Annotated in this window: 29 protein-coding genes; 16 read left to right on the top strand and 13 right to left on the bottom strand. The window is 64.3% G+C overall.

Annotated elements, in window-relative coordinates; all coding sequences use genetic code 11:
- Nucleotide 1 precedes the first annotated feature (1 nt).
- The 3 genes from GO499_RS12755 to GO499_RS12745 form a co-directional block, all read right to left on the bottom strand.
- Nucleotides 2-352 carry a RidA family protein gene (locus GO499_RS12755; RefSeq protein WP_161862536.1) on the bottom strand — a complete coding sequence of 117 codons (351 nt, stop codon included), beginning with the start codon at nt 350-352 and terminating at the stop codon, nt 2-4.
- A gap of 9 nt (nt 353-361) precedes the next feature.
- Entirely contained in the window at nt 362-892 is a 531-nt protein-coding gene (locus tag GO499_RS12750; RefSeq protein ID WP_161862535.1) for a hypothetical protein, read from the bottom strand.
- Nucleotides 893-994: 102 nt separating this feature from the next.
- Nucleotides 995-1,513, bottom strand: coding sequence for a tellurite resistance TerB family protein (locus GO499_RS12745; RefSeq protein ID WP_161862534.1), 519 nt, complete (start codon nt 1,511-1,513; stop codon nt 995-997).
- Nucleotides 1,514-1,723: 210 nt separating this feature from the next.
- Between GO499_RS12745 and GO499_RS12740 the strand changes: the two genes are divergently transcribed.
- From GO499_RS12740 to GO499_RS12720, 5 genes are all read left to right on the top strand, one after another.
- Nucleotides 1,724-2,512, top strand: coding sequence for a DUF547 domain-containing protein (locus tag GO499_RS12740; RefSeq protein WP_161862533.1), 789 nt, complete (start codon nt 1,724-1,726; stop codon nt 2,510-2,512).
- A 257-nt stretch (nt 2,513-2,769) separates the two neighbouring features.
- A complete protein-coding gene (locus GO499_RS12735; protein WP_161862532.1) occupies nt 2,770-3,414 on the top strand; it encodes an outer membrane protein in 645 nt (214 codons plus the stop codon).
- 89 nt (nt 3,415-3,503) lie between these two features.
- The gene (locus GO499_RS12730) at nt 3,504-4,703 is read left to right on the top strand and encodes a multidrug effflux MFS transporter (protein WP_161862531.1); all 1,200 of its coding nucleotides are present in this window, start codon (nt 3,504-3,506) and stop codon (nt 4,701-4,703) included.
- An 89-nt stretch (nt 4,704-4,792) separates the two neighbouring features.
- The gene (locus tag GO499_RS12725) at nt 4,793-5,563 is read left to right on the top strand and encodes a FadR/GntR family transcriptional regulator (protein WP_161862530.1); all 771 of its coding nucleotides are present in this window, start codon (nt 4,793-4,795) and stop codon (nt 5,561-5,563) included.
- 1 nt (nt 5,564) lies between these two features.
- Nucleotides 5,565-5,963, top strand: coding sequence for an ester cyclase (locus tag GO499_RS12720; protein WP_161862529.1), 399 nt, complete (start codon nt 5,565-5,567; stop codon nt 5,961-5,963).
- Here the strand turns inward: GO499_RS12720 and GO499_RS12715 are convergent.
- The 6 genes from GO499_RS12715 to GO499_RS12690 form a co-directional block, all read right to left on the bottom strand.
- On the bottom strand, nt 5,953-6,930 hold the full coding sequence (locus GO499_RS12715) for a hypothetical protein (RefSeq protein WP_161862528.1): 978 nt from the start codon (nt 6,928-6,930) through the stop codon (nt 5,953-5,955). The two genes, GO499_RS12720 and GO499_RS12715, sit on opposite strands and share 11 nt — an antisense overlap.
- 130 nt (nt 6,931-7,060) lie before the next feature.
- Nucleotides 7,061-7,582, bottom strand: a complete 522-nt coding sequence (locus tag GO499_RS12710; RefSeq protein WP_161862527.1) for a F0F1 ATP synthase subunit B — start codon at nt 7,580-7,582, stop codon at nt 7,061-7,063.
- 4 nt (nt 7,583-7,586) lie between these two features.
- A complete protein-coding gene (locus GO499_RS12705) occupies nt 7,587-8,123 on the bottom strand; it encodes a F0F1 ATP synthase subunit B' (RefSeq protein ID WP_161862526.1) in 537 nt (178 codons plus the stop codon).
- A 71-nt stretch (nt 8,124-8,194) separates the two neighbouring features.
- On the bottom strand, nt 8,195-8,431 hold the full coding sequence (locus GO499_RS12700; protein WP_161862525.1) for a F0F1 ATP synthase subunit C: 237 nt from the start codon (nt 8,429-8,431) through the stop codon (nt 8,195-8,197).
- Nucleotides 8,432-8,465: 34 nt separating this feature from the next.
- The gene (locus GO499_RS12695) at nt 8,466-9,239 is read right to left on the bottom strand and encodes a F0F1 ATP synthase subunit A (RefSeq protein ID WP_161862524.1); all 774 of its coding nucleotides are present in this window, start codon (nt 9,237-9,239) and stop codon (nt 8,466-8,468) included.
- Complete coding sequence (locus GO499_RS12690) at nt 9,232-9,573, bottom strand: AtpZ/AtpI family protein (protein WP_161862523.1); 342 nt, start codon at nt 9,571-9,573, stop codon at nt 9,232-9,234. Before GO499_RS12690 ends, GO499_RS12695 begins: the two co-directional genes overlap by 8 nt.
- 262 nt (nt 9,574-9,835) lie before the next feature.
- On the opposite strand from GO499_RS12690, the gene GO499_RS12685 reads away from it, so the two are divergent.
- Together GO499_RS12685 and GO499_RS12680 are read left to right on the top strand one after the other, a co-directional pair.
- Nucleotides 9,836-10,234 (top strand): ArsR/SmtB family transcription factor, encoded by a 399-nt coding sequence (locus GO499_RS12685; protein WP_161862522.1) that lies wholly within the window; start codon nt 9,836-9,838, stop codon nt 10,232-10,234.
- On the top strand, nt 10,231-10,413 hold the full coding sequence (locus GO499_RS12680) for a hypothetical protein (protein WP_161862521.1): 183 nt from the start codon (nt 10,231-10,233) through the stop codon (nt 10,411-10,413). Before GO499_RS12685 ends, GO499_RS12680 begins: the two co-directional genes overlap by 4 nt.
- On the opposite strand, the gene GO499_RS12675 is transcribed toward GO499_RS12680, so the two are convergent.
- Complete coding sequence (locus GO499_RS12675; protein WP_161862520.1) at nt 10,414-10,836, bottom strand: PAS domain-containing protein; 423 nt, start codon at nt 10,834-10,836, stop codon at nt 10,414-10,416.
- A 59-nt stretch (nt 10,837-10,895) separates the two neighbouring features.
- Nucleotides 10,896-11,561, bottom strand: a complete 666-nt coding sequence (locus GO499_RS12670; protein WP_161862519.1) for a TetR/AcrR family transcriptional regulator — start codon at nt 11,559-11,561, stop codon at nt 10,896-10,898.
- 100 nt (nt 11,562-11,661) lie between these two features.
- On the opposite strand from GO499_RS12670, the gene GO499_RS12665 reads away from it, so the two are divergent.
- Entirely contained in the window at nt 11,662-11,826 is a 165-nt protein-coding gene (locus GO499_RS12665; protein WP_161862518.1) for a hypothetical protein, read from the top strand.
- Nucleotides 11,827-11,845: 19 nt separating this feature from the next.
- Here GO499_RS12665 and GO499_RS12660 read toward each other — a convergent pair whose 3' ends face one another.
- The gene (locus GO499_RS12660; RefSeq protein WP_161862517.1) at nt 11,846-12,034 is read right to left on the bottom strand and encodes a DUF1674 domain-containing protein; all 189 of its coding nucleotides are present in this window, start codon (nt 12,032-12,034) and stop codon (nt 11,846-11,848) included.
- A gap of 68 nt (nt 12,035-12,102) precedes the next feature.
- Between GO499_RS12660 and htpX the strand changes: the two genes are divergently transcribed.
- From htpX to rsgA, 4 genes are all read left to right on the top strand, one after another.
- Entirely contained in the window at nt 12,103-13,005 is a 903-nt protein-coding gene (htpX, locus tag GO499_RS12655) for a zinc metalloprotease HtpX (protein ID WP_161862516.1), read from the top strand.
- Entirely contained in the window at nt 13,002-14,267 is a 1,266-nt protein-coding gene (locus GO499_RS12650; RefSeq protein WP_284154724.1) for an RsmB/NOP family class I SAM-dependent RNA methyltransferase, read from the top strand. Before htpX ends, GO499_RS12650 begins: the two co-directional genes overlap by 4 nt.
- Nucleotides 14,268-14,328: 61 nt before the next feature.
- The gene (locus GO499_RS12645) at nt 14,329-16,086 is read left to right on the top strand and encodes a heparinase II/III family protein (RefSeq protein WP_161862515.1); all 1,758 of its coding nucleotides are present in this window, start codon (nt 14,329-14,331) and stop codon (nt 16,084-16,086) included.
- A 294-nt stretch (nt 16,087-16,380) separates the two neighbouring features.
- Nucleotides 16,381-17,448: a ribosome small subunit-dependent GTPase A gene (gene rsgA, locus GO499_RS12640; RefSeq protein ID WP_161862514.1), complete on the top strand. Its 1,068-nt coding sequence runs from the start codon at nt 16,381-16,383 to the stop codon at nt 17,446-17,448.
- Here the strand turns inward: rsgA and GO499_RS19750 are convergent.
- Nucleotides 17,445-17,705 carry an MAPEG family protein gene (locus GO499_RS19750; RefSeq protein ID WP_284154723.1) on the bottom strand — a complete coding sequence of 87 codons (261 nt, stop codon included), beginning with the start codon at nt 17,703-17,705 and terminating at the stop codon, nt 17,445-17,447. The genes rsgA and GO499_RS19750 overlap by 4 nt on opposite strands.
- A 98-nt stretch (nt 17,706-17,803) precedes the next feature.
- Here GO499_RS19750 and GO499_RS19745 point away from each other — a divergent pair, with 98 nt between their 5' ends.
- The 4 genes from GO499_RS19745 (at nt 17,804) to GO499_RS12615 (ending at nt 20,878) form a co-directional block, all read left to right on the top strand.
- Nucleotides 17,804-18,163 (top strand): hypothetical protein, encoded by a 360-nt coding sequence (locus GO499_RS19745; protein WP_284154722.1) that lies wholly within the window; start codon nt 17,804-17,806, stop codon nt 18,161-18,163.
- 72 nt (nt 18,164-18,235) lie between these two features.
- A complete protein-coding gene (purH, locus tag GO499_RS12625) occupies nt 18,236-19,828 on the top strand; it encodes a bifunctional phosphoribosylaminoimidazolecarboxamide formyltransferase/IMP cyclohydrolase (RefSeq protein ID WP_161862511.1) in 1,593 nt (530 codons plus the stop codon).
- A gap of 2 nt (nt 19,829-19,830) precedes the next feature.
- Nucleotides 19,831-20,295 carry a signal peptidase II gene (gene lspA / locus GO499_RS12620; protein WP_161862510.1) on the top strand — a complete coding sequence of 155 codons (465 nt, stop codon included), beginning with the start codon at nt 19,831-19,833 and terminating at the stop codon, nt 20,293-20,295.
- Nucleotides 20,296-20,368: 73 nt separating this feature from the next.
- Complete coding sequence (locus GO499_RS12615; RefSeq protein WP_161863971.1) at nt 20,369-20,878, top strand: DUF3035 domain-containing protein; 510 nt, start codon at nt 20,369-20,371, stop codon at nt 20,876-20,878.
- Nucleotides 20,879-20,956: the final 78 nt, after the last annotated feature.

Genomic DNA, 20,956 nt, shown 5'->3' with positions numbered 1-20,956 from the left:
GCTATTCCGCCACGGCGGCCGTCACGATCACTTCCACCTTCAGGCTGTCGGCCGCGAGTCTCGCTTCACCACAGGCACGGGCAGGGGGGTGGCCCTCGGGCACCCACGCATCCCACACCTGGTTCATCTCGGCGAAATCGGACATGTCGGTCAGCCAGATGATGGCTTGCAGGATGTGCTTGCGGCTGGAGCCGGCCTGCTCCAGCAGGGCGTCGACCTTGTCGAGGCACGAGGCGGTCTGCTCGGCGACGGACGTGCCGTCACCCACCTGACCGGCGAGGTAGACGGTATCACCGTGACGCACGATCTGGCTCATGCGGGCAGAACTCTGGAAGCGCTTGATCTCGGCCATGATATCTCCTCAGGCGTTGGGAAAGTAGCGGCGGATGGTCTGCAGCGCATCCTCCGCGTCGTCGTGCAAGATATTTCCTTCTGCCATTCCCACGGCCTTGACAAGCCTGATCAGATCCGGCCCGGCCTCGGCCCCGGCCAGCGACACCAGTTTTTTCGTCAGCCTTCGCACGGCTTCGGCTCGCGTGCCGGACTGCGAGGCGATCCAGCGGCCGAAGGTGAACAACTCCTCCGCGTCCGATTTCGAGACATCGAAGACGGACTGGAACTGGACGATGGCGGTATCCTTCTCGGCTTGTGTCAGTGCGCCGTCCATCTCCGCCACCGCGACGGTGATACCGGCTGCGGCCATGCGAGCATCCTCGATACAGTCGATCGGATGGATGTTGGCGCGGCTCCGGAACCCGAAGCGGCGGGCGGCTAGCCGGACGTCATTGGCCGCATCGGCAAGATCGCGGGCGGTGCCGCCGGCATCGCGGATGCGGAAATACCAGTATCCTGCGGCGGCAAGAAAACCGAGCAAGGCGACAAGTACAGGCACTGGGCAACTCCTTCCCTGAACGACGGCGGGCTGGGCCGGTGCCGACTGGATATATCAGGAACTTACCCTCTGGCGCAGGTGTGTAAACAGAGCTTGTCGCTGTCAGGCTGTGCAGGATGCCAGATTGGACACGAACATTTTTTTCTTGCCGCCGCGTTCCTTGGCAAACTCCGCCAGGAACAGATTGATGGATTGAACCGCCAGTTCCTGGTCTTCGTCCGGGATCACGGTGGCCACTTCGTGGAACAGCCGGATCAGCGGGGCGCGGAAGCCCGTCATCGGCAGGGCTGCAAAATTGCGGGCCATGCGTGACATTGCGCCGGCGCGGCTGGACCCCTGCGCGGCCAGCCAGTGGGAAAGGGTAAGAAGCCGGGCGACGCTCTCCGCATCCAGCCCGAACTCCCGTGCGAGGGCAGTTTTGAGTTTGGCGATTTCCCGCGAAGTCAGGCCGTTCTGCCCCTCGACCGCCCGGCAGAGAACGGTGGCCATGGCGATACTCGGGCTTTCAATGCAATCCAGAGGATGTTTGCTGCGGGTTTTCCAGTAACCGAAAGAACAGGCGGCGGAGCGTACATCATCCGGCGCTTCAAGCTGCCCTTCTTCTTCGGGGCGCGTGTGCATTCTGTATGCCCAGACAAATGCAGCGCCCAAAAGTAGTATCAGCGGTAGTAACAAGTCCATAGGACGTGAATCCTCAATACCTTTCGGCCGATCATCCTCTTCCGATCACAAGGATTTCACAAGCCTTCGATGATATATTCGGTAAACAGATACTATGAACGACTTAATCGGAGCTACAAGATTTCAACCATAACTCGACGCTACTTAGGTATGGGCATCACGGGATTGTTGCTGTTTTCGGCCAATTCCCGCGCATTTTCCGCACCTGCAGCAAGACTTATCGACGAAAGATGGCGTAAATTCGGTTCGGAACCCGATCCGGATCATTCTGCCTGGGCAGCTGTCCTGCGCGACCACGTTCGATTATCAAAAGACGGAATTGCCCGATTCGCATACCGAGATGCAAAACAATCTCAGGTTGCTTCGTACATTGTTGCGCTATCTTCAATTGATCCGAGCCGCCTGACATCGGCCTCAGCATTCGCCTTTTGGGTGAATCTCTACAATGCTGCCACAATTGAGACGGTACTCGCGGCCTATCCGGTCAAATCGATTCGCGACATCGGCGGCGGTCTCTTTACTTCCGGGCCGTGGCAGGAGAAGCGGTTGCGCGTGGCGGGGCAGGACCTCTCGCTCGACGATATCGAACATGGCATCCTCCGCCCCGTTTGGGGTGACGCCCGTGTTCACTATGCCGTCAACTGCGCCTCGCTCGGCTGCCCCAACCTCGCGGATCGACCATGGAGCGCCGACCGACTTGGCTCGATGCTGCAGGCCGGCGCCTGGGCATACATCAACCATCCACGCGGCATGACACTGCAGGATGGGCGTCTGGTCGTCTCCTCGCTCTACGATTGGTACAAACAGGATTTCGGCGGCACGGATGCCGGCGTTCTCGCCCATTTCCGCAAATACCTGGAGCCGGGTCGCCTGTCGGCCGTAGAGAAGGTGGATAAAATTGCCGCCTACCGTTATGATTGGAGCCTGAACGACGCCTGATGCTTTCGCCGCCGCCGGATGTGCCAATTCTGCATCGGTCGGCGAGGAAATCGCCGAAGTGCGCCGGTTTGGGCACGATGTGCCGGAAGTAACAGCTTCGTGCTCTGGATTCGGCTTGAAAAAGTCCCAGATTGCTGTTTGTAAAAGGTAAGTTGCCGCTGCTGCACTGCAACAGGCGCTTGTAAACAACCACGTAAACGGTTCATTTTGTAGCGGGCGTCCGAGGAGCGGACGCGAGAAGAGTCGAGGACGATAAGATGCGGTACGCGCTGGGCGCGATCCTGATGTTGGCAGCAATGCCCGCGACGGCGGCGGAGTATGAGATCAATCTCTACACCGGTCTGCAGGAATCGCCGCATTCCGAGGTTTCAGGCACTGACGAAACCGGCACGCCCTTCGATTTCACCGCCGGCTGGAACGGCAATTCCTTCGAGGCACCGCCCTACTATGGTGCTCGCGTCACCCGCTGGCAGGACAACAACTGGGGTTTCGGCCTGGAATTCACTCATGCCAAGGTCTACGCCGATGATGAGACGTTGGCTGACAGCGGCTTCTCGGTGCTTGAGTTTACCGACGGCATCAACATCGTCACCGTGAACGCCTCCCGCCGGTTTGAACTGTCAGAGCGTTGGTCCGCGCACGCCGGTCTCGGTCTTGGCGTTTCGGTTCCGCACGTTGAGGTCACCACGCCGGGCGGAGCCGAGACCTATGAGTACCAGCTCACCGGCCCCGCAGTTCGCTGGTTTGCCGGCGCGAGCTACTCGCTGACGGAGCGATGGTCGGTCTACGGCGAATACGGCGGCACCTACTCGGTGAACAACGCCGATCTGGAGGGCGGTGGCTCTCTCGACACGAACATCCTGACGAACGCCGTCAACGTCGGTGTCGGCTTCTCCTTCTGAAGCCTGGCCGTTCCCGGCATTCTGAACACTTTCAACCTGCGTGACGCGGGGATCCTTCGCGTCACTTCATTCGATTCCGGGATACCTCCATGGCACGTTCATCGCTGCGCATAGCATTCATCATCGGCTTGCTCGCATCCGTAGGCCCCTTCGCCATCGACATGTACCTGCCGGCACTACCCGCCATTGGCGCGGGCCTCGGGGCGGAAGAAGCAACGGTGATGATGACGCTCACCTTCTATTTCGTCGCCTTTGGTGTCGCACAACTCGTCTACGGGCCATGGGCTGATCAGTCGGGCCGGCGGATGCCGTTGTATTTCGGGCTGGGCCTGTTTTGCGCCGCCTCGCTCGGCTGCGCACTCGCGCCCTCTGTCGGCTGGCTGATCCTCTTCCGGTTCATTCAGGGCCTGGGCGCCGCCTCGGTCATGGTGATCCCCCGTGCCATTGTCCGCGATCTGCACACCGGCCCCGCGGCGACGCGCCTGATGGCTACGGTGATGTTGGTGATTTCCGTCTCGCCGATGCTGGCGCCGCTGGCAGGCAGCGGCGTGATAGCCCTTGTCAGCTGGCGCTGGATCTTCGTCTTTCTGGCGGCGTTGGCTGTCTTCAGCCTGTTTCTCACCGGCACGCAACTGGGCGAGACGTTGCCACCGGAAAAACGCCGCCGCGCCAACCGCGCCAGCCTGATGGCCGGGGCGAAGACCCTGTTCCGAGACCCGTTTTTCATGGGCCTCACCTTCATCGGCGGCTTCGGTATGGCCAGCTTCTTCGTGTTCATCGCCAGCGCCTCCTTTGTCTACACCAGCCAGTTCGGCCTTTCGGAGGTCGGCTTTTCGCTGGCTTTCGCCGTCAACGCCATCGGCTTCTTCGGCACATCCCAGCTTGCCGGCGCATTGGGAGAGCGGTTCGGCCAGCGCCGCGTGGTGCGGCTGGCGGTTTCGGGGTTCGGCCTGTTCACCGTTGCCAACCTTGCCTTCGCCCTCGGCTTCGGCCAGAGCCTGCCGGCAATCATGGTGTTCCTGTTCCTCGGCAACGCCTGCCTCGGCCTCGTGATCCCGACGGCAATGGTGCTGGCCCTCGATGAGCATGGCGACATCGCCGGCCTCGCCTCGTCGCTCGGCGGCACGATCCAGATGGTCACCGGCGGGGTGATGATCGCGGTGATGAGCCCGTTCTTCGACGGCACCGCGCTGCCGATGCTGGTGGCCATCGCCATCTGCGGCGTCGTGGCCTTCGCGCTGGCGCAGTTGACGCTCGCGCGCACCGTCACGGCCGGTCAGCCGGGCTGATCGCGGGGTAGGGCGCCCGTTGTTCGGGCGCCACCTTGCCCCCTGCAAGCGGCGGTCATAACATCTGACCAGTTTTAAGGATGCCGCCCATGCCCTTCCGACCCATCGCGCAGGAGCGCGTCGCCACGTCCGTTTCCCGCCAGATAGAAAGCCTGATCCTGCGTGGCGTTCTCCGCCCCGGAGAGCGGCTGCCGTCAGAGCGGGACATGGCAGCCGAAATGGGTGTCTCCCGGCCATCGGTTCGGGAGGCTTTGGCGGAACTGGAACGGGAGGGGCTCGTCGAGACTCGTCCGGGCGCCGGAGCCTTCGTCGCCGAGGTGCTGGGCTCCGCCTTCGCACCGCCCCTCGTCCGCCTGTTTGCCACCCACCCCGAAGCTCTGTTCGACTACCTGTCGTTTCGCCGAGATCTGGAAATGATGGCCGCGGGCCGGGCCGCGCGGGAGGCCAGCGGCACCGACCTCGATGTCATTCATGCGATCTTCTCCAAGATGGAGGCCGCTCACGAGAAACGCTCCTCGCGGGAGGAGGCGGAACTGGACGTCGAATTTCACATGGCAATTATAGAGGCCTCGCATAACGTCGTGATGCTGCACATGATGCGGTCGATGTTCGGTCTGTTGAAGGAGGGCGTCTTCTACAACCGCCAGACCCTGTTCTCTCTCCGGCCAACGCGTCGCGATTTGCTGGACCAGCACCGCGCAATCAATGATGCGCTGCAGGCGCGCGATGACGTCGGCGCGCGGACAGCGGTGGCCGCGCATCTCGATTTCGTGCGCGACGCTATGGAGGAACAGTTGCGGCGTACGGCCAACGAGGAAACCGCAAAACTGCGCTTCGAGCACGAACTGCGGCGCAGCTGAGATGAATCGTTCGGACATTGCGCAGCGCTACCGCAATTATATCGCCTGCCTGAACGGTCAGGAGTGGGCGCGGCTCGGCGATTTCGTTGCTGACGATGTCAGCTACAATGGTGAGCGGATCGGCCTCTGTGGCTATCGCTCCATGCTGGAGGCCGATTTCGAGGCGATCCCCGATCTTTCCTTCAACATCGCGATGTTGGTTTCGGAGCCGCCGGTGGTGGCGTCGCGGCTGGACTTTTCCTGCACCCCGAAGGCTATGCTGTTCGGCCTGCCGGTCAACGGCCGCACCGTCTCCTTCTCGGAGAATGTCTTCTACGAATTCGCAGATGGCCGCATCGTGTCCGTCTGGTCGGTAATCGACAAGGCCGCCATCGCGGCGCAGCTTGCCGCTACTGTTTGATCATCCAGATCAGTTCCGGTCGATAGCCCGCAGCCTCCAACATCCGCGCCTTCGCGACCCAGGCTGCCGGGCAGACGACGAATGCGGCATCCCGCCCCCGCGCGACAAGCGTCGATTCGCCCGCGTCCAGCAAGGCAATGGCGGCCTCGCCCTCGTTCTGCAGGCTGGTGCTGTCGGCAAGATCGGTATGATAGAAATCGTCGATGGCACCCACGGCACCTGCCTCATGCGCTGCCGGAAAATGCAGAGGTGAGGCGGGCTGGGCAATGATGTAGCCCGAGCCGCCAATCAACATGTCGCGATCCTCCAGCGAAAGGCTACGCTGCATCCAGGCCCCGAAACGGGCGTCGGCCTCGGCGTGGGGCTCCCAGAACGAATTCAGCCGGTGAAGGATGGCCCGGTTCTCGGCGCTGCGGGCGACGATATCCTGCAGATCCTCCTCACCCGCACCGCGGATGCCTTCCGCCACCGGCTTTTCCTTCAGGCCGGATTTTGCGAAGTACAGCGTCAGGGGAGTGTAGCCGGCATCCGCACAGGTGCTCTGCCAGTCTTCCCCCGATCGCACGGATGCCAGCAACACCTCGGCACCGTCGGCGCGCAGCATCTCTTCCGCCGCGGCCAGCAATTCTGCCCGCAGGCCAGCATCGGCATCTGGCGAGACGCAACTGTCCTCGCGCAGCAGCCCAGGCTGTCCGAACCGGCCGGCATAGATCGGTGGTACGGGCAGGCGCATCACATGGGCCAGACCCGTGATCCTGTCATCGGTTTCCGCCACAAGCCATCGCTGCCAGATCGGCTGCTCGCCACCTTCCAGAGATTTTTCCAGCGCAAGCGTGACCGTTGCCTGCGCATTCGCGGCAATAGGCCAGAAAACCGGATCCCGCGCGTGGCGCATGTCGGCCTGAGCCAGCAACAACGCGGCCATCGCCGGCAGATCATCACTCCGCGCCTCTCGTATGACGGTCATCGCGCTCCCTCCAATGGCCCCGGCCAAAGGATGGCCCCGCCTCCCCTGGGGTCAAGGTGCCCACGCCGAAAGCAACAAAAAAGGGTGCGCCGCGACGGCACACCCCTGATGTTCTGCAATCTGTCCCGGCTCAGTGAAGCTTGGCAGAGACGTCCTTGATTGCCGCGTCGATCATCGCATCGCTCTCGGCAGGGCCGAGTTTCTCCGCAATGACTTTTGTAGCGGCAGCGATAGCGACAGTGGCCGCCTTGTCCTTCACTTCCTTCACCGCGTGCTGCTCGGCAGATGCGATCTGGTCCGTCGCGGCCTTCAGGCGGCGCGCGATGGTGTCTTGCAGATCTTCCTTTGCCTGTGCAGCGGCAGCCTGTGCATCCGCCTTGGCGGCAGCAACGATGGAGGCGGCCTGATCGGTGACCTCCTTCTGCTTGCGCTCGTAAGAAGCAAGCAGCGTCTGGGCTTCTTCGCGCAGCGTCTTCGCCTCATCGAGATCGGCACGGATCTTGGCCGCACGTGCATCCAGCATGGAGGTGATCTTCGCCGGAACACCCGCGTAAAGCAGGATACCGATGAAGACGAGGAAGCCCAGCAGCACCACGAAGTTGGTGTTGTTGAGGCTGAAGAACGGGCCGGTTGCGAGGATAATCGTGCTCATGTCGTTATCCTTTCAACGTGTCCGCGACTGCGGATTTGACGGCGGCCTTGTCTGCGGCACCCGGAAGCAGCGCTTCGACGACGGCAATGGCCGTATCATTGGCAACTTCTTCCACGCTTTCCATCGCGCTTGCGCGGATTTCGGCGATATGGGCGTCGCTCTCGGCGGCCTTCGCAGCGATTTCCGCATCCGCCTTGGCGGTCGCGGCGTCGAGTTCCGTCTGAATCTCGGCCTTGGTGTCGGCAGCGATCTTCTGGGCATCGGCGCGGGCAGTGGCGAGCGCGACGTTATACGCCTCCTCGGCCTGCTCGGCGCGGCGCTTGAGTTCCGCGGCCTGTTCGAGATCGTCGGCAATGGCCTCGTGCCGATCCTCCAGTGCTCCGCCGATGCGTGGCAGGGCAACCTTCGTCAGCACGAAGTAGATCGCCACCAGCGTGACGACTAGCCAGAAGATCTGGTTGGTATAGGTGGAGAAATCCAGCTGCGGCATGCCGGGACCGGCTGCGGCGGCGTTTTCTGCACCTGCTGTAGGTTCGGCCATTGGCTCTCTCCGATGTTCGGGCGCAGCCCGGTTTGGCTGCGCCGGTCATGTCTGATGGGCAGTGCCCGGTATCAGACGGCGAACATCAGAAGCAGGGCAACGAGGAACGAGAAGATGCCGAGCGCTTCGGCAAACGCGATGCCGATGAAGAGCGTTGCGGTCTGCTCGCCGGCGGCTGCCGGGTTGCGCAGGGCGCCTGCGAGGAAGTTGCCGGCCACGTGGCCCACACCGATGCCAGCGCCGCCCATGCCGATGGATGCGAGCCCTGCGCCGATGAATGCGCCCATTTGTGCGATATCGCCTTCCATGATGATACTCCTTTGATGGAAAGTTCGGTTGTTCTTAGTGAGACGGGTGAAGCGCGTCGTTGAGGTAGACGCACGTCAGAATTGCGAAGACATAAGCCTGGATCACGGCCACGAGCAGTTCCAGCCCGTAGATCGCCGCGATGGCCACGATCGGCAGTACCGCGCCTGCGCCCAGCACGCCGGCGAAGCCCGCGAACACTTTCAGCACCGCGTGGCCGGCCATCAGGTTGCCCGCAAGCCGGATGGAGTGGCTGAGCGGACGGACGAAATAGGAAATCAACTCGATCACGGCCAGCACCGGGCGCAGTGCCAGCGGCGCGGACTTGACCCAGAACAGTTCCAGGAACTTCGGCCCGTGCTTGACGAACCCGATGACGGTGACGGAGATGAACACGGCCAGCGCCAGTACGGCGGTGACGGCGATGTGGGACGTGGTCGAGAAGCTCATCGGGATCAGCGCCAGCAGGTTGGCGAACAGGATGAACGTGAAGATCGTCATGATATAGGGGAAGTACTTCAGGCCTTCCTTGCCTGCGACGTCCTCCACCATTTTGTGGACGAAACCATAGGTCAGTTCGGCCATGCTCTGGCCGCGGCCGGGTACGAGCGCCTGCCGGCTGGAACCGACGACGAGCAGCGCGGTGATCGCGGCGAGCGTCAGGAGCATCCACAGCATTGCGTTGGTGGGTGTGTACCAGTGAACTTCTGTCCCGCCGAACAGCGGCAGCACCTCGAACTGATCCATCGGATGGATGTTCAGGCCGCTTTCTGCATGTTCAGTGCCGGTCTCTGCAGCGGTATCAGCCATTCTCGCCCTCGTTGTCACCGCCGAGGAGTGCACCCTCGGCCCGTTTGTTCTTCACTTCGCCAGCGGTCCGCATCATTGTGCGAATCCCCGCGGCAAACCCGAGCAGGGCGAAGATCATCAGGAAGATCGGGAGTGTCCCGAAAAGGCTGTCCAGCCCGTACCCGATGCCGACGCCGAGGCCCATGCCGACCACCAGTTCAAGCACCATGCGCCAAGCGAGGCTTGAGGCCGTGTACTTGCTCTTTCCCCGGGGCGCAGGAGCCTGCGCTTTCTGCGCCGCCCTGATCCGCTCTTCCAGTGCGGCCAGCCTGTTGTCGTCAGGCGGGTTGGCCATAGGATTTGTCCCCTCGGGAAAGCTGATGGACCACCGGCCCTCAACACTCAGAATTCGGGCGGACACTAGAAGCGGGAGGGGCGGGTGTCAAGCTGGGGTGAAAAGAAATGCTTGCGGTTTAATATGTTGAAAAAAAAGAGGAAAATGGAAGTGCGACGGGCTGGCGCATGTGGCCGGTGATAAGGTTCCGCACTGCGTTGACAGTTTCTTTTCATTCAACCATCTGGTTGACGATTCATCTTTGTTGCTGCCAGATACCGCCATGCAGACCGCGAACGACCAACTCGACACGACCTTCGCCGCGCTGGCGGACCCGACGCGCCGCGCCATCGTCTCGCGCCTGCTGGAGGGCGACTGTACCGTCTCCGATCTGGCGGAGCCGTTCGAGATGTCACTGGCTGCCGTCTCCAAGCACATTGCGTTGCTGTCGAGGGCCGGGCTGGTGGAGCAACGGCGCGAGGGCAGGGTGAAGTGGTGCCGGCTGATGGAGGAGGCGTTGCGTCCGGCCTCCGTCTGGATGGCTGCGTTCGGTGGTTTTACCGACGCGGACATGGACGCTCTGGAGGGTCAACTGGCAGACATGGGCCTGCTGGCGGAGATCGAAGAACCGGCGGTGGCAGAAGGAGATCCCGCGATGGCGTGGCAGGAGAGATCATCATGAATTCGGTTTTGAAGCTGATCGCCGCGGCGTCGCTGTGCCTGATGCTCTCTGGCTGCTACCTCAGTTTCGGCGGTGCCACCTCCATCGGACCGCATGTGCAGGTCGGCACCTCCGTCGGCGTGGACCCCTCTACCGGGGCCACTGGTGGCGGTGTCAGCACCAGTGTCGGCTTCCCCTGATCATTTAAGGTCTTTCGGCCGCCACGACCAAGGCGACAGGTCGATGATGATGGCCAGCACCCGGCGCGTCTTGCCGGCATCATTTCGGATGGCGGCGTAGGAGATCGAACTCCACACTTCCGTTCCGTTGCGGGTCAGCACGCTGCGTTCCTCATTCCGCAGCTCACCATCGCGAATGCGGGCCCAATGGGTCAGATACCGCGGGCTGTCCACATCGGTTTCCCCTGTCAGCGCCGCATGTGTGCAGGACTTGAGGTTGTCGAGATCGTAACTCAGCAGGTCCTGCGCATTGGGGTTTCCGTCGACGACGCGGCCGAGCGCATCGAACCAGACGAGACATTGCGCATGATCAAGCGCCGCCATCACGCCCCGCCGTTCCCGCCGGTCGACGCTTTGAAGAATAAGCAGGGAATCCCGTGTCATGTCCGCCTCGAATACCTGTAAGCCGATGCCTGTGAGGCCAGATCTCTATCGGCCCATGGTTAAGAAAGCGTGGGCTCCACCAGCAATTCTTCACGGCATCCCATGGAGCGGAGCGATCGGACCATGGTCTCCTTCGCCACCAGTTGCATGTCGGCATGGTCGTGCCGCACCCCGGACTGGGCCAGATCGGCAGCACCGTGAATGGCGCTCCAGGCAAATCGCACGTCCTGAATGTCGGGTTTGCGCGTCAGCGCTCCGAGTTCGTGCAGATCATTGATGTTATGCGCCACGGCGTCGAGGATGGTGTAGCGCATCATCTCCTCGTCCTTGACCTGTTCGTCGCGGCACATCACCCCAATGCGCCCGAACATCAGCCGCCACAGCGTCGGATTCTCGCTTGCAAAAGCCACGTAGGATTGGCCGAAGGCAAAGGCGCGGGCAACGGCCTGCTCGGCGCTGGTCGCCTTGTCATTCTCGGCACGGATCGCGAAATACCGCTCCCGCAGATCGAGAAAGCCCAGATGCACCACTGCCTTCAGCAATTCGTCCTTGTCGGCGAAATGGCGATAGACGGCGCCGGATGAAACGCCCAGATCGCGCGCGGCGGCACGCAGACTCATGGTTTCGATGTGGCCGGCCTGTGTCTCCGCCTGAGCATAGGCGACAAGAGCGTCGCGCAGATCGCCACGACGAAGGGTTTTGCCGAGTGGGCAGGATTTCAACATCATCACCATTATGTAAGCGTTGTTTACAAAGCGGTCAATCTCGACTAAGTGAGCATTGCTTACATTTGGTAAGCGATGCTCACTTTAAAGGGGATCGACCATGCTTTCCTTCATACAAACCCACAGCCGCACCGCCGCCGCCTTCGCTAGCCTAATCCTGCTCGCCGCCTGTGCCACGGGCCCGGAAATCAGCCGTGACGGCCCGGCGCCCGCGGCCACGAGCCTGCACCCCGCAATCGAGATGACGCGGGGTGTGGGCATCTGAGCGATCCGATTGCACCCGCTTAGAAATCGCTGACGATGCCCTTCTTCTCCCAGTCGCCGAAGCGTGTGGGTTCGGGGCCATCTCGTCCGCCGAGTTCCGGCGGCAGCGCCGGTTCCGGCGTTGCCGCCCGTCGTGCCTCGGCCTCCGCCAGTGCGCGTTCGGCCGCTTGCCTGCGGCGCATGGCTGCCTTGTCAGAACTGTCGGTCATCCCAATATCTCTCCCGTGATGGGGCGAATATGGGCATCGCGCCCGGCCCCGGCAAGCGGAGTGTGACAATGAACGTGTTTCGAACGGGACTGTTGCTGGCGGCGCTGACGGCGCTGTTCATGGGCGCGGGCTGGTTGATGGGCGGCAGCGGCGGAATGATCATCGCCCTGTTCGTTGCCGTTGGCATGAATGTCTTCGCCTACTGGAATTCCGACAAGCTGGCGCTGAAGGCCCACAACGCCCAGCTCGTCACCGAAAGTTCGCACCCCGATCTCGTCGGCATGGTCGCCGGGCTCGCCCGCAACGCCGATTTGCCGATGCCGCGCGTGTACCTGATCAACTCCGATCAGCCCAACGCCTTCGCCACCGGTCGCAATCCTGAAAACGCGGCGGTGGCGGCGACGACAGGCCTGCTGCGCATCCTTGATCGCGACGAGGTGGCCGGCGTCATGGCCCACGAACTCGCCCATGTGAAGAACCGCGATACCCTGACGATGACGATCGCGGCCACGGTCGCTGGTGCCCTGTCGATGCTTGCCAACTTCGCCTTCTTCTTCGGCGGCAACCGCGAGCGGGGGGGCATCCTTCCGATGCTGGCGGCCGCAATCCTCGCGCCCTTTGCCGCCACCATCATCCAGATGATGATCTCCCGTACCCGCGAGTACAGTGCCGACGCGCTGGGGGCGCAGATCGCCGGTGACAACCGCGGCCTTATGAACGCGCTGCGCAAGATTTCCGGAACCGCGAGCAGAATCGAGTTGCCAAGTGCAGAGCGAAACCCCAGTACCGCGCACATGTTCATCTATAATCCCCTGACCCATCGCGGCGTCGACAATCTCTTCTCCACCCATCCCAATGTGGAAAACCGCATCCGGGCGCTGGCCGCGCTCGACGGCTTTGAAGGGGGCGGGCAGCCGCGCAGGGCCAGCTATGCCGAGAGTCGCATTCCCTCGGTCCGGCGCAGCCGGTGAGCGCGGGTCTCGCGCCGCGCAAGGCGGCGGAACGGTTGCTGGCCGGCGTGTTGCGCGACCGTCGGATGCTGACGGAACTTCTGGACGCGCCCGACAGCCCCCTTCAGGACCTTGAGGGGCCGGAGCGGGCGCGGGCTCAATCCCTCGCTACGGGCGTTCTGCGCAATCTCGGCAGTCTCGATGCCGTCATTGGCCAGCACGTCGAACGGATGCCGCCGCTGGGCGCCATGATCGCGCTGCGCATCGCCGCCTTCGAAGGGCTGGTGGAAGGCGTGCCACCTCATGCCGCGGTAAGTTCGGCCGTCAACCTGCTTGGTGGCAACAACAAGCGCTTGTCCGGGCTGGTCAACGCGGTCGCCCGCAAGGTTGTAGCCGAGGCTGCGGCCGTGCCACCGCCGGTTCTGCCGGAGTGGTTGGCCACCGCCCTGCGCAAGGCCTACGGCAAGGCGGCGGTCGACGGTATCGCCGCTGCCCATGCCACCACGCCGCCACTGGACCTGACGCCGCGCGATGCCACCGAAGCCGAGGCGCTTGCCGCCGAACTCGGGGCCGAACTGCTGCCCACCGGCAGCCTGCGGCTCACCCGCCCGGGGCAGGTCAGCGAACTGCCCGGCTATGACGAGGGCCGCTGGTGGGTGCAGGATGCCGCCGCCGCCATCCCGGCGCGCCTGCTGGGCGATATCACCGGTCAGCGCGTCCTCGACCTCTGCGCTGCCCCCGGTGGCAAGACGATGCAACTCGCAGCCGCCGGGGCCGAGGTGACGGCCCTGGATATTTCACAGGCGCGATGCGAACGCATAAGCCAGAACCTCGCCCGCACCAGCCTCCGGGCGGAGATCGTCGTCGCCGATGCCCGGCAATGGCAGCCGCAGGCGCCCTTCGACGCCATCCTGCTGGATGCGCCCTGTTCCGCCACCGGCACCATCCGCCGCCACCCGGACCTGCCACACGCCCGCCCGTCCCCCGATCTGCGGCCACTGCTGGCGCTGCAGGCCGACCTGATCGACCGTGCTCTCGGCTGGCTGAAACACGGCGGCATCCTGCTCTACTGCACCTGTTCGCTGCTGCCCAAGGAAGGCGAGCGTCAGGTCTCGCAGGCACTGGAAAGGCACGACGGTCTGGCGCTTGTGCCGGTCACGCCGGGCAGCGGCATCGAGCCCGCATTCATCAACGCCTCCGGCAGCCTGCGCCTGCGCCCGGATTTCTGGCCGGAACGCGGGGGCATGGACGGCTTTTTTGCCACTTCGCTGCGAAAGCCGTAACGCCTGCGTGGATTGCGCCGCGAACTCAGGCTAGGCTTGCGCAAAACACCCGAGGAAACCCATGTCCGGCCCGCTCTCCACACTTCTGGCCCGCTTTCCGAAGCTGCTGGACATGCGTGGCGACAGCCAGGCCCGCTCCACCTTCAAGAAACTCGGCGATCCGCCGCCCTTCGAAGGTTTTCATACCCTGATCCCGCCGATCTACGGCGATTTTCAGGCCGCCCGCGCGGCGTTGAAGGGCGAGGTAGTGATCCTGGGCCAGCGCCACCCGTGTCCGGCCCTGACCCCGTGGGACCTGCCGCTCGATCCCGGCCCGATGATGCGAGAGTTGCACGCCTTCGACTGGCTGGCCGATTTCGCGGCTCTGGGTACGAAGGCCGCGCGGGCGCGGGCGCTTGGCTGGTTCCTCGGCTGGATCGATCGCTACGCCGCCGGCGACGGCCCCGGCTGGACGCCGGATATCGTCGCCCGCCGTCTGATCAACATTCTCGCGGCGCTGCCGTTCCTCGAGCCGGTGATGACCGGCCAGATCCGGGACAGGATCACCGGCGAACTTCCCCGCCAGTTCGCCTTCGCCGATGCCGTCATCGGCACCGAGATTTCCGCGCACCGCCGCCTGCGTTCCCTCGCGGCACTCGTGCAGGTTGCCGCCTGTCTCGTCGGGCAGGAAGATGCGCGCCTCGCGCTGACGCAGGAACTGGATGGCACCTGCGCCTCGACACTGCTGCCGTCCGGTGCCATTCCGTCGCGCAATCCCGAGGCGCTGATGCATGTCCTCGCCGGTCTTATCGCCGTGCGCGACATCCTCGAGGTGACGGGCCACCGCTGCGGCGGCTCCATCCAGAAGGCGATCGAGACGGTGACGCCGGTGCTGCGGGCCCTGCGCCTCGGTGACGGCAGCCTCGCCCGGTTCCACGGCGGCAGCGGCGGTACCGAGGGCCAGCTGGACAGGATTCTGGCCAGCGCCCGCGTGCGCAAACGTCCGGGCGAGGAACCGCAGATGGGCTATATCCGCCTGCACGGCGGGCGCACCACGGCGATCCTCGACTGCGCCCGTCCACAGGGCGGGCCGGACGCAGCCCTGGCCCATGCCAGCACTCTCGGCTTCGAACTCAGCACCGGGCGGCGGCCATTCATTGTCAATGTCGGCCCGGGCATGAGCTTCGGCCCCGAATGGTACCGAAACCCTCGCACCACCGGTGCCCACAACACCCTCGCCGTTGACAAGACCTCCAGTTCGCAACTCGCCCCCTCGCGCGGCAGCGGCCACTTGCCACAACCGCTGGCGACACGCCCGAGCATGGTGACGATGAGCCAGGCCAAGGATACGTCCGGCATGTGGGTACAGGCCCGCCACGACGGTTACATGGTGGATTACGGGCTGGTGCATGAGCGGCGCCTCTTCGTTTCTTCCGGCGGCGATCAGGTGCATGGCGAGGATGTGCTGCTGGCCCCGGATGTGAAGGGCGAGCGACGCTTTGCCCAGCGGATCAAGGGTGCGGAGAAACTGGGGGTGGCGCTTGTCCTGCATTTCCACCTGCACCCCGAAGTCGAGATCGACACCGGCCGTTTGCCGGAAATGATCGTGCTGCGTCCCGGCAGCGGCGAAGTATGGGTGTTCCGCCAGTCGGGCGGCCTGCTGGAGACCGAAACCAGCGCATGGCTCGACCCGACCGAACCCGAACCTGTCGCCACCCGCCAGATTGTCGTCCGCGCCCGCACCACCAGCCACAGCGCCACGCTCAACTGGTCCTTCGTGCGCAGCGAGGACAAGGGGCCGAGCCTGCGGGATTTCGGGCAGGGTCGGATGCGCGGCTGACCAAGCGTCAGGATTGTCCGGGCGTGGCGATTGGATATTTCAGAAAGATGAAGAATGGCGGGTTTGACCGCCGCTGCCTTCGGCGGTAGCTTCTTCGCAGGAACGATGGAGATTTGATGTCCTGATCGGGGTGGGACGGCAGCACGCCGTCCCGATGCAGCAATGGCCACGGAACGCGCAACTTGCGCGTTGTGTCCGACTGCCACGCGTTTACCGGACGCCGCGTGTGCGACACGCCGCGTATCCCAGACACCACGAGGCCGGATTGACCGGCCGGACATGGAGCATCTTCCGATGACACGGGACTATTCCCAGCTTTTCCCCGATGCGGCACCCACGCCGCGCCCGCTCTCGACCCTTCGGCAACTCGGCTGGCAGCCGTTTTTTGCCGCCCAGACCTCCATCGACGAAATGGCGGCCCATCCGCCGGTCCGCGTCGTTGCCCAGCATCGCAGCGGCATGGAGGCAACGGGAGAGGCCATCACCGCGACCCTGCCACCGCAAGCGGAGGCCACGGTCGGTGACTGGCTGCTGTTTGACCGTGACGATCCCGCCCGCAGCCGTCTGCTGGACCGCAGGAGCCTGTTTCAGCGCCGCGCGCCGGGCACGACGCGGGAGCATCAACGCATCGCCGCCAACGTCGACACCGCTTTCATCGTTTCCTCCTGCAACGCCGATTTCAACATCGCGCGGCTGGAGCGCTATGTCTCTCTGGTCTTCGAGGCCGAGGTCGAGGCGGTGATCCTGCTGACCAAGGCCGATCTGGCGGATGCCGACGGCTTTGTCGCCGACGCTGCCGCGATTTCCGAACGCGTACTGGTGCTTGCCCTCGATGCGCGCGGGACCGAACCGGCCGTGACGCTGGCCCCATGGTGCAGTCCCGGCCGCACGCTGGCCTTCCTCGGCTCTTCGGGGGTCGGGAAATCGACGCTCGTAAACGCCCTCTCCGGCAAGCCGGTCATGGCGACGGGCGGCATCCGCGAGGATGACGCGAAGGGTCGGCACACCACCTCGCACCGGGCGCTGCACATCCTGCCCGGCGGTTTCTGCGTTCTCGACACGCCGGGAATGCGCGAGTTGCAGATGTTCGGCACCGAGGCGGGCATCGCCGGTGTTTTCGAGGATATCGAGGCTCTCGCCGCCGCCTGCCGCTTCAACGACTGCGCCCATGAGACGGAGCCGGGCTGTGCCGTCCGCGCGGCGCTGGCGCAGGGCGAAATCGACGCGCCGCGCCTCGCACGCTGGCAGAAGCTGAAACGGGAGGATGCCTTCAATTCGGCGACGCTGTCGGAGAGACGGGCGCAGGGCAAGGCGTTCGGCAAGATGGTGCGGCGGGTGATCCGAGAAAAGCGGGAGCGTTAGCCGCCACCTCCCGCCAGCCGCAACGCGACCCAGATCCCCAACAGCAAACCCGACGCCAGCGTCAGCACCATGGATAGCCCGCGGGCACCACTGTCGTACAGGAACCAGTGCAGGGCCCGTCCGGCATAGAAGGCCGCGAATGCCGCCCAAAGCCAGGCTTTGTCGAGCCCCTGCGCCTCGGCAGCCAGCAGTACCAGGGCCGTCAGTGGTGCGGTTTCGATGAACAACCCATGCGCGCGACTCAACTTGAACAGCATCGGGTCACCGCCGTCGCCGCGCAGGATGCCGCGGCGGCCGCGATAGAGGCCGATGGCGCCGCGCCGCCGGCATCGATCCGGAGGCAGGGCGCGCCGATATGGCGGAGCGGATGATCGAGGCCTATCTCGGCGACGATCACCTCGCGGACCGTCGCGGCCAATACCCGATGATTGCCCTGTCCTCCGAGATCGCCCGCGCCGCGCCAGAGGTGCAGGAGCGCTATGGCCGGCTGCTCTCCACCATGATTTCGCTGCTCGCAACCGATGGCGACGAAGGTGACGATACCGCGCGGGAGCGGGCGATGGCCGTGGCCGCTTTGAGCGTCGGGGGCATGATCCTCGCCCAGACGCTGCCGGAAAGCGAGCTCGCCGCCGACGTGCGTCGCGCCGCTCTCGCGATGGCGCGGCAGGCCGGCAGCGACGCACGTGCCGATGCAGGAGGGGGCGGCATCACCTGAGGGGGCATTGACCCCGGCGGCCCTTGCGGGCAAAAGCGGCGCCAATCCGATCCCTGTCAAAACGGAGCCATCATGCGACCCGACCTTGTGCCCGTCACCCGCGCCCTTCTCTCGGTTTCCGACAAGACCGGCCTTGTCGATCTCGCAACGGCGCTTGCCGCGATGGACATCGAACTCGTCTCCACCGGCGGTACGGCCAAGGCGTTGCGTGACGCCGGGCTGGCCGTGCGCGACGTTTCCGAACTTACGAACTTCCCCGAGATGATGGACGGGCGCGTGAAGACGCTGCATCCCGGCGTTCACGGCGGGTTGCTGGCCCTGCGCGACAACGACGAACATCTGGCGGCGATGGAGGCGCACGGCATCGCCGGCATCGACCTGCTGGTGGTCAACCTCTATCCGTTCGAGGCAACCGTCGCTGGCGGCGCGGATTACGCAACCTGCGTCGAGAATATCGACATCGGTGGCCCGGCCATGATCCGCGCCGCCGCCAAGAACCACGATTTCGTCAATGTCGTCGTCGATACCGCCGATTATGCGCCGCTGCTGGCGGAGCTTGAGGCCGGCAAGGGCGCGACCACACGCGGCTTCCGCCAGAAACTCGCCGCCAACGCCTATGCCCGCACCGCCGCCTACGATGCCGCCGTCTCCGGCTGGATGGCCCGGGCGATCGGCGAGGAAGCGCCGCGCCGCAAGGCCGTCGCCGGAACGCTCGCCCAGACGCTGCGCTACGGCGAGAACCCGCATCAGGGCGCGGCGTTCTACACCACCGGTGAAGCCAGGCCCGGCGTCGCCACCGCCCGCCAGATCCAGGGTAAGGAACTGTCCTACAACAACATCAACGACACCGACGCCGCCTTCGAAGCGGTGGCGGAGTTCGATGCCGCTCTCGGCCCCGCCTGCGCCATCATCAAGCACGCCAACCCCTGCGGCGTCGCCACCGGCGAGAGCCTGAAAGCCGCCTATCAGGCCGCGTTCGACTGTGACCGCACCTCCGCCTTCGGCGGCATCATCGCACTGAACCAGACGTTGGACGCGGAAACCGCGGCGGAAATCGTCCGGATTTTTTCCGAGGTGGTCATCGCACCAGACATTTCCGACGAGGCAGCGGCGATTCTGGCCGCCAAGAAGAACGTCCGCGTGCTCACCACCGGCGGTCTGCCCGCACCGGAGGCAAAGGGGCAGGTCTGGAAACAGGTCGCTGGCGGCTATCTTGTGCAGGATCGCGATGCCGGGCGTGTGGCGATGGAGGACCTGAAGGTCGTCACCCGGCGAAAGCCCAGCGGTGAGGAACTCTCCGACATGCTGTTTGCATGGCGCGTCGCAAAGCATGTGAAGTCCAACGCCATCGTCTATGCCCGAGACGGCGCCACCGTTGGCATCGGCGCAGGCCAGATGAGCCGGGTCGATTCTGCCCGCATCGCCGCCCGCAAGGGGCAGGACATGGCCGAAACGCTGGGTCTGGCCACATCTCCGACCGAAGGCGCCGTCGTCGCCTCCGATGCCTTCTTTCCGTTCGCCGACGGCCTGATGGCCGCCGTCGCCGCCGGCGCGACCGCGGTGATCCAGCCCGGTGGCTCCATGCGCGACGACGAGGTGATCGCCGCGGCCGACGAGGCCGGGCTGGCGATGGTCTTCACCGGCATGCGCCATTTCCGGCACTGACGATGAAACGCCTCTGGATCACGGCCATAGCGATCTTTCTTGTCGACCGCCTTACGAAACTTGTGGTCGTCGAATGGCTGGATCTGCGCAGTCTCGCGGATATCGAGGTCGTGCCCCCGTTCCTGAATTTCGTGATGGCGTGGAACCGTGGCGTCAACTTCGGCATCGGCGCGTCCGGCTCCGACCTCATGCGCTGGGGTCTGATAGCCCTGGCCGTGGTCATCTGTACCGGCGTCATCTGGTGGTTTCGCCGTGCCGAGGGCTGGCTCGTGCCCGTTTCCGCCGGAATGCTGGTCGGGGGGGCCATCGGCAATGTCTGGGACAGGGTGCAATACGGGGCCGTTGCGGATTTCCTCAACATGTCCTGCTGCGGCATCGACAATCCCTACTCCTTCAACGTCGCCGATGTCGCGATTTTCGTCGGCGCCCTCGGCCTCATCTTCTTTACCGGCAAGGATGCGGAGTGAGGGTGACGCCGCCCTCAAACTCCGCTAGAACTGCCCGAAACAAGATCACGGGCGGGAGCGAGCGTTGGTGAAGATGCGTATGATGCGGTTCGGTTTTCTGGCGGTACTGGCGCTGTCCGCGTGCGGTGGCAGTGACGATACCTCTCTGGTGGAACGTGTTTCCGCCAGCAACAAGACCTCGCCCGACGAATTTGCCGTTCTGCCGCAAAAGCCGCTCGTCCTGCCAGAGAGCCTCGACGAGTTGCCGCCGCCGACTCCCGGCGCCGGCAACCGGACGGATCTGACGCCGCGGGCGGACATGATCGCCGCGCTCACCGGCCGTACCGGGCTCGCCGCACCCGTCGCATCCGACGGTGCCCTGATCTCCGCCCTCTCGCGGGCCGGTGTCACGCCTGATATCCGCAGCGTCGTGCGGGCCGAGGATGCGGAGTTCCGCCGCCGCAATCGTGGCCTGCTGCTGGAGCGGGTGTTCGACAAGGATACCGAATACCTGATCTACCGGCGCCAGCGGCTGGACCCGGAGACGGAGGCCGCCCGCCTTCGGCGACAGGGCCTGCAGGTCCCGCCGGTGCCGCCACGCTGATCCGCCCGGATCACGCGACCTTTATCCGCCCAAGGGGTGTTACCCCTTGAGCAACCATCGGCTGTCTCTATCATCACC

It is taken from the genome of Algicella marina (assembly GCF_009931615.1).
In the GTDB taxonomy this organism is placed as follows: Bacteria; Pseudomonadota; Alphaproteobacteria; order Rhodobacterales; family Rhodobacteraceae; genus Algicella; species Algicella marina.
This window is presented reverse-complemented; position numbering and strand designations above follow the sequence as displayed.